1 protein-coding gene is annotated in these 631 nt (G+C 59.6%); it reads left to right on the plus strand.

Annotated elements, in window-relative coordinates:
- Positions 1 to 631, plus strand: a 631-nt coding sequence (locus AU465_RS32955; RefSeq protein ID WP_192257176.1) for an integrase core domain-containing protein, incomplete at both ends; no start/stop codon positions are given.

Consider the following 631-nt stretch of genomic DNA (forward strand, 5'->3'; position numbering starts at 1 on the left):
CTTCGCCAGCCGCTATCTCATCGCCTGCGAGGCGCTGTCGACCACCAAGGAAGCCTATGCCTTTACCGTGTTCGAGAGCGCCTTCAAGGAGTTCGGTCTGCCCCGCGCCATCCGCACTGACAATGGCGTTCCCTTCGCAAGCCCCAACGCGCTGTTCAACCTCAGCAAACTGTCGGTCTGGTGGCTGCGCCTGGGTATCGACATCGAGCGCATCAAGCCGGGCTGCCCGCAGCAGAACGGACGCCATGAGCGCATGCACCTCACCCTGAAGAAGGAAACCACCAAACCGGCAGGCGCCAATTTCCTTCAGCAACAGGCCGCCTTCGATGACTTCATCGACTGCTTCAACAATGAGCGACCGCACCAGGCGCTCGGCATGGATTGCCCGGCAGAGCGTTACGCACCCTCAACGCGCCCCTATGCCGGCCTGCCAGATCTCGATTATCCGTTTCACGACAAGGCCGTCACCGTCACCACCTGCGGCCGCATCTGCTACAATTGCAAGAAGATCAACCTCAGCCTCGTCTTTGCCGGCCAGACCGTCGGCATCAAACAGGTCGAGGACCATATCTGGCTGGCTAGCTTCATGGACTATGATCTGGGATATTTCGACGATGAGACATGCAGGCTC

Source organism: Mesorhizobium silamurunense, assembly GCF_014843905.1.
Lineage (GTDB): Bacteria > Pseudomonadota > Alphaproteobacteria > Rhizobiales > Rhizobiaceae > Mesorhizobium > Mesorhizobium silamurunense.